The sequence below is a fragment of the Pseudomonas sp. NPDC086112 genome (assembly GCF_044746425.1).
Classification (GTDB): Bacteria; Pseudomonadota; Gammaproteobacteria; order Pseudomonadales; family Pseudomonadaceae; genus Aquipseudomonas.
The window spans coordinates 158798-165237 of record NZ_JBIVCD010000006.1 but is presented as its reverse complement, the minus strand read 5'-3'; the positions used below and the strand labels follow the sequence as shown (position 1 = coordinate 165237).

At 59.2% G+C, this 6440-nt stretch carries 6 protein-coding genes; all 6 read left to right on the top strand.

The genetic code is table 11. The features are described 5' to 3' along the window. Positions 1-114: 114 nt before the first annotated feature. The 6 genes from ACIPLA_RS07080 (at position 115) to panC (ending at position 6369) form a co-directional block, all read left to right on the top strand. Positions 115-1551: a sigma-54-dependent transcriptional regulator gene (locus ACIPLA_RS07080; protein ID WP_401172648.1), complete on the top strand. Its 1437-nt coding sequence runs from the start codon at positions 115-117 to the stop codon at positions 1549-1551. Positions 1552-2005: 454 nt separating this feature from the next. Further along, positions 2006-2365: a hypothetical protein gene (locus tag ACIPLA_RS07075; protein WP_256348939.1), complete on the top strand. Its 360-nt coding sequence runs from the start codon at positions 2006-2008 to the stop codon at positions 2363-2365. A 71-nt stretch (positions 2366-2436) separates the two neighbouring features. After that, entirely contained in the window at positions 2437-3837 is a 1401-nt protein-coding gene (locus tag ACIPLA_RS07070) for a polynucleotide adenylyltransferase PcnB (protein ID WP_401172644.1), read from the top strand. 3 nt (positions 3838-3840) lie between these two features. Further along, positions 3841-4326 carry a 2-amino-4-hydroxy-6-hydroxymethyldihydropteridine diphosphokinase gene (folK, locus tag ACIPLA_RS07065; RefSeq protein ID WP_218398772.1) on the top strand — a complete coding sequence of 162 codons (486 nt, stop codon included), beginning with the start codon at positions 3841-3843 and terminating at the stop codon, positions 4324-4326. Between the two features lie 385 nt (positions 4327-4711). Next, positions 4712-5512: a 3-methyl-2-oxobutanoate hydroxymethyltransferase gene (gene panB / locus ACIPLA_RS07060; protein ID WP_008068507.1), complete on the top strand. Its 801-nt coding sequence runs from the start codon at positions 4712-4714 to the stop codon at positions 5510-5512. Then, complete coding sequence (panC, locus tag ACIPLA_RS07055) at positions 5509-6369, top strand: pantoate--beta-alanine ligase (RefSeq protein WP_192345421.1); 861 nt, start codon at positions 5509-5511, stop codon at positions 6367-6369. Before panB ends, panC begins: the two co-directional genes overlap by 4 nt. The last annotated feature ends 71 nt before the right edge of the window (positions 6370-6440 follow it).

The following is a 6440-nucleotide window of genomic DNA, read 5'->3' as shown; positions in this document are numbered from 1 at the left end:
CTTTGAATTCCAGCGATGTTCAAAGCCAACGCGGCACCCGTATCCGGGTAACTTTGCCGCGTCATGTCGAAGCGACGTCCGCTGTGAACTGAGACCGTCGAGAGTATCGAATCAATGCCGCACATTTTGATCGTCGAAGACGAAACAATTATCCGCTCCGCCTTGCGCCGTCTGCTGGAACGTAACCAGTACCAGGTCAGCGAAGCCGGATCCGTGCAGGAAGCACAAGAGCGTTTCAGCATCCCCACATTTGACCTGATCGTCAGCGACCTGCGCCTGCCGGGCGCCCCCGGCACCGAGTTGATCAAACTTGGCCAGGGCACTCCGGTGCTGATCATGACCAGTTACGCCAGCCTGCGTTCGGCTGTCGACTCCATGAAGATGGGTGCGGTGGATTACATCGCCAAGCCTTTCGATCACGACGAAATGCTCCAGGCCGTCGCACGAATCCTGCGTGACCGGCAATCGGCGCAAGCCAGCGGTGAACCGGTCATCGGCAAGACGAGCAATGGTGCCGCGAAAAATGGTGTCGACAACAGCAACGGCGAAATCGGCATTATCGGCTCCTGCCCGCCGATGCAGGACCTGTACAGCAAGATCCGCAAAGTCGCACCGACCGATTCCAATGTCCTGATCCAGGGCGAGTCCGGTACCGGTAAAGAACTGGTCGCACGCGCCCTGCACAACCTGTCTAAACGCGCCAAGGCGCCGATGATTTCGGTGAACTGTGCGGCCATTCCAGAAAGCCTGATCGAGTCCGAACTGTTCGGCCACGAAAAAGGCGCCTTTACCGGCGCCAGTGCCGGGCGTGCCGGGTTGGTGGAAGCGGCGGACGGCGGCACCTTGTTCCTCGATGAAATCGGCGAACTGCCACTGGAAGCCCAGGCCCGCCTGCTGCGTGTGTTGCAGGAAGGAGAAATCCGCCGGGTTGGCTCGGTGCAGTCGCAGAAGGTCGATGTACGCCTGATTGCCGCGACGCACCGGGATCTCAAGAGCCTGGCGAAGATTGGTCAGTTCCGTGAAGACTTGTATTACCGCCTTCACGTAATCGCCCTGAAACTGCCGGCCTTGCGTGAGCGCGGCGCGGACGTCAATGAAATTGCCACTGCATTCCTCGCGCGGCAGAGCGCACGGGTCGGCCGTACCGATCTGAAGTTCGCCCTGGATGCCGAACAGGCCATTCGGCATTATTCCTGGCCGGGTAACGTTCGCGAGCTGGAAAATGCGGTCGAACGCGCGGTGATTCTGTGCGAAAGCCCGGAGATTTCCGCCGAGCTGCTGGGCATCGACATCGAACTGAGCGATCTGGATGACGACGACTTCATCGGCCTGGCGCCGCAGCAGGGCAACGGCGCCGGTAACACCAGCCACGAACCGACCGAAGATTTGTCCCTGGAAGACTACTTCCAGCATTTCGTTCTCGAGCATCAGGACCACATGACCGAAACCGAACTGGCCCGCAAACTCGGGGTCAGTCGCAAATGCCTGTGGGAGCGCCGTCAGCGCCTGGGCATTCCGCGGCGCAAGACCGGGGTAGCCAGCGAGAGCTGAACCGCACCTGTCGGATGTGCGGGTAACACATGACATTGTGAAAAAACTGTTACCTCAGCTTTTTCGCGTAACAGAAGCCGGGGCTTACGGTAACGAAGCCCCGGTTTTTTTGGGCCTCGAAAAACACCTTCAGCCCGCCTAACCCCTTGTTTTACTGGGCCTCGCAAAAGTTGGCACGCACCCTGCTATATGTTTGGTACAAGAACAATAACAAGCAATGTACAAGACAATAAAAATAAGACGAATCGACTCACGCACAATAAAAACAAGACGGCGAGAGGCGTAGCTAACTGATTCTTTTGGAGAGGCGTTGCATTTGGGGCTTGCCCCACGACCAGGCCGAGAATAATAAAAAACTGTCTCAAGACAGTGCCTGAACTGGTTGGATCGAACGATCACAGCAACACAGCGACCAAAGCAATCCGTTTGCTCTTGGCTCCCGATTGGGAGGGTCATGAAGGAAAACTTCATGGCGAGGGCGCTCAACAAAAACAAGAAGCCCGAAACCAATAATAAAAATAGAGCATGCAACTACTTCTTGGGGAGCTTCGGCTCCCCTTGTGGTTTCTGGCGTTTGGCGCTGGCACTGCCTTCGGCTTGTAGCAGCTGTCGAGCCTGCGAGGCTGCGTTCGACTGCGCAGCAGTCGCAAATACGGGCAACCGGTTCCTACTGACACGCCGCAATCTCTGGTCTTACGACGGCTTCGCCGCCGAACGCCGCCTCGCGCTGCTCGGCAGCTGCTACAAAAAACCGCCCCTTCAAGACATCCCCCGTCAAGCGCTTGCGCAGCTTCCTACACCATCCCCCGACTAAATGCTAGAATCCCCGCCCATCATGCGGTCATTCTTCGTTATGGCCGAACATTCCTTCAAACAGTGCATCCCATGCTGAAGAAGTTGTTCCAGTCATTCCGTTCTCCCAAGCGTCATACGCAACACATTCGCAGTACGCCTGAAGTGCTCAACAGCGGCCAACATTCGCTGCAAAAGGCACAATTCAGCCGTTACGCGGTGAATATCGTCGAACGCCTGCAGAGCGCCGGTTACCAGGCTTACCTGGTCGGCGGCTGTGTGCGTGACATGCTGCTCGGCATCACGCCGAAAGATTTCGACGTCGCCACCAGCGCCACGCCTGAACAGGTACGCGCCGAATTCCGCAACGCGCGGATTATCGGTCGGCGTTTCAAACTGGTGCATATCCACTTTGGCCGCGAAATCATTGAAGTCGCGACCTTCCGCGCCAATCACCCGCAAAACGACGAAGACGAAGACAGCAACCAGTCGTCTCGTAACGAAAGCGGGCGCATTCTGCGCGACAACGTCTATGGCACTCTGGAAGAAGACGCGCAACGCCGCGACTTCACCATCAACGCCTTGTATTACGATCCGGTTAGCGAGCGCATTCTCGACTACGCCAACGGCGTACACGACATCCGCAATCACCTGATCCGCCTGATCGGCGATCCGAAGCAACGCTACCAGGAAGACCCGGTGCGGATGCTGCGGGCCGTGCGTTTCGCCGCCAAGCTGAATTTCGGCATCGAAAAACACAGCGCCACGCCCATTCGCGAACTGGCGCCGTTGTTGCGTGAGATCCCGTCGGCTCGTCTGTTCGAAGAAGTGCTCAAGTTGTTCCTCTCCGGCTATGCCGCGGACACCTTCGAAATGCTGGTCGACCTGCAGTTGTTCGATCCGCTGTTCCCGGCGAGTGCGGCAGCGTTGGAGTACAGCCCGACCTACACCCACACGCTGATAAGTGAAGCGCTGATCAACACGGACCTGCGAATCAAGCAGAACAAACCGGTCACCCCGGCGTTCCTGTTTGCCGCCCTGCTCTGGCCTGCCCTGCCGGCCCGTGTGTTGCGCCTACAAGAACGCGGCATGCCGCCGATTCCGGCGATGCAGGAAGCCGCTCACGAATTGATCGCCGAGCAGTGCCAGCGCATCGCCATTCCGAAACGCTTCACCATGCCGATCCGCGAGATCTGGGACATGCAGGAGCGCTTGCCACGGCGTAGCGGCAAACGCGCCGACCTGTTACTGGACAATCCGCGGTTCCGTGCCGGTTACGACTTCCTGCTGCTGCGTGAAAGCGCCGGTGAGCAGACCGATGGCCTGGGCGAATGGTGGACCGACTATCAGGACGCCAACGACAGCGAACGCCGGGACATGATCCGCGACCTCAGCGGCAAGGACGACGGTACCGGTGCTCCGCGCAAACGTCGCCGTAGCGGCGGTGCCAAGCGCAAGCGCGCGGCCGGCGCACCGAGCGCTACAGGCGAGTAAGCCATGGAACGTATCTACATCGGCATGGGCAGCAATCTGGCTGACCCCGCCGAACAGTTGCGCAGCGCTGTCGCAGCGCTGGCGCAATTGCCGCAAACCGAACTGATCGGGGTTTCCGGGTTTTATCAAAGCGACTCGCTGCTGCCCGGCCAACCGCGTTACACCAACGCGGTCGCCGCGCTCGACAGCAGCCTCGCGCCGCTGGACCTGCTGGATGCGCTGCAAGCTATCGAGAACGGCCAAGGCCGTGAACGCCTTGAACGCTGGGGCCCACGCACGCTGGATCTGGACATCGTGCTGTTCGGCGATCGATGGATCGACGAACCTCGTCTCAAAGTTCCCCACTATCACCTGCAGGAACGGGCCTTTGTGCTCTATCCGCTGGCCGAGCTGGCACCGGCTGATCTGCGCCTGGCCGATGGCCGCACCCTCGCAGAATTACTCGCTGCCTGCCCGTTCGTCGGGTTGGAACGCCTCCCCCCTAATTGACAAAAATCCCCCTTGTGGGAGCGGGCTTGCTCGCGAAAGCGGTGTATCAGTTGGCATTTAGGTCGTCTGACACGCCGCATTCGCGAGCAAGCCCGCTCCCACATTGGTTTTTTGTCGGACAAACAATCTGCAAATCATCCCTGCCGACCTGCTGAATCGCATCAGTAACGCCGGTAACACCCCATGCGTAACAATGCGGTAACACACGCAATTGACTTCCCGGGTTCTCCTCACGACTATAGGCGTCCCGCTGCCGCCAACGCGGCGCCAAAGGGCGCAATCCAGGCCTTACAAGCACCACGAAAGAAGGTGCGCCTGTATAAATGACGAATCACGCGCGTTACTCGCAGTAGTTTCCATAGCGCCTGTAATGAGGATTTTTTTCATGCCAGCCATCACCCTGACCACGCTCCAGAGCCTCAAGCAGAAAGGTGAAAAGATCACCATGCTGACCTGCTATGACGCGACCTTCGCCCACGCCTGCAACGAGGCTGGAGTTGAAGTGCTGCTGGTGGGCGACTCACTCGGCATGGTTTTGCAGGGTCACGACAGTACCCTGCCGGTGACCACCGCCGAAATGGCCTACCACGTGGCAGCCGTCAAACGCGGCAACACTGATGCCCTGATCCTCGCCGACCTGCCCTTCATGGCCTACGCCACCCTCGAACAAACCATGACCAACAGCGCCCTGTTGATGCAGGCCGGTGCACACATGGTCAAGGTTGAAGGAGCATTGTGGCTCGCGGACTCGATCCGTCTGCTGGCCGAACGTGGCATCCCGGTGTGCGCACACATGGGGCTGACGCCGCAATCGGTCAACATCCTGGGTGGCTATAAAGTCCAGGGCCGCAACGAGAACCAGGCGCGGCAAATGCGTGCCGACGCGATTTCCCTGGAACAGGCGGGTGCGGCCATGCTGCTGCTCGAATGCGTGCCCAGCGAACTGGCCGAAGAAATCTCCCAGGCGGTGAAGATCCCGGTGATCGGCATCGGCGCCGGCAGTGGCACCGACGGCCAGGTGCTGGTCCTGCACGACATGCTGGGCTTGTCCATTACCGGCCGCGTGCCGAAATTCGTGAAGAATTTCATGACTGGCCAAACCAGCGTCCAGGCAGCCTTGAGCGCTTACGTCACTGAAGTCAAAGCGGCGACTTTCCCTGGCATCGAACACGGATTCTCTGCATGAACACCGTAAAAACCGTACGCGAACTGCGGGCCGCCGTGGCCCGCGCCCGTAGCGAAGGCAAACGTATCGGCTTCGTGCCGACCATGGGCAACCTGCACAGCGGGCATATCGCGCTCATTACCAAAGCCACCCAACGGGTGGATTTCGTGGTCGCGAGCATTTTCGTCAACCCGCTGCAGTTCGGCGCCGGCGAAGACCTCGACAAGTACCCGCGAACTCTGGCCGCCGATCAGGAGAAACTGCTTCAGGCCGGTTGCCATCTGCTGTTCGCACCCACCGTCGAAGAAATGTACCCCGATGGCATGGCCGGTCAGACCCGCGTCAGTGTTCCGCAACTGTCCGAAGGCCTGTGCGGCGCCAGCCGTCCGGGGCATTTCGAAGGGGTGGCGACCGTAGTCAGCAAGCTATTCAACATGGTCCAGCCGGACTTGGCGATCTTCGGCCAGAAAGACTTCCAGCAACTGGCGGTGATTCGCGCCCTGGTGCATGACTTGAACATGCCGATCCAGATTATCGGTGAGCCTACCGTACGTGCGGCCGACGGTCTGGCGCTGTCGTCGCGCAATGGTTTCCTCAACGAAGAACAGCGGGCCATCGCGCCGGTGGTCTATCGCACCCTGACCCATATTGCCGATGCAATTAAACAGGGCGAGCGCGATTACCCGACGTTGATCAACGAGCAGATCAAGCAACTCGAAGCCGCCGGTCTGCGAGTGGACTATCTGGAAATTCGTCATGCTCTGACCTTGCGTCCGGCGACGGCGGAAGATCGGGATCTGGTGATTCTGGTGGCGGCGTTCCTGGGCACGACGCGGTTGATCGACAACCTGCATTTGAACCTCGACGCGCCAGCCTGAGCACCGCAAAACCAATGTGGGAGCGGGCTTGCTCGCGAAGAGGCCATCACATTCAACATTATCGTTGACTG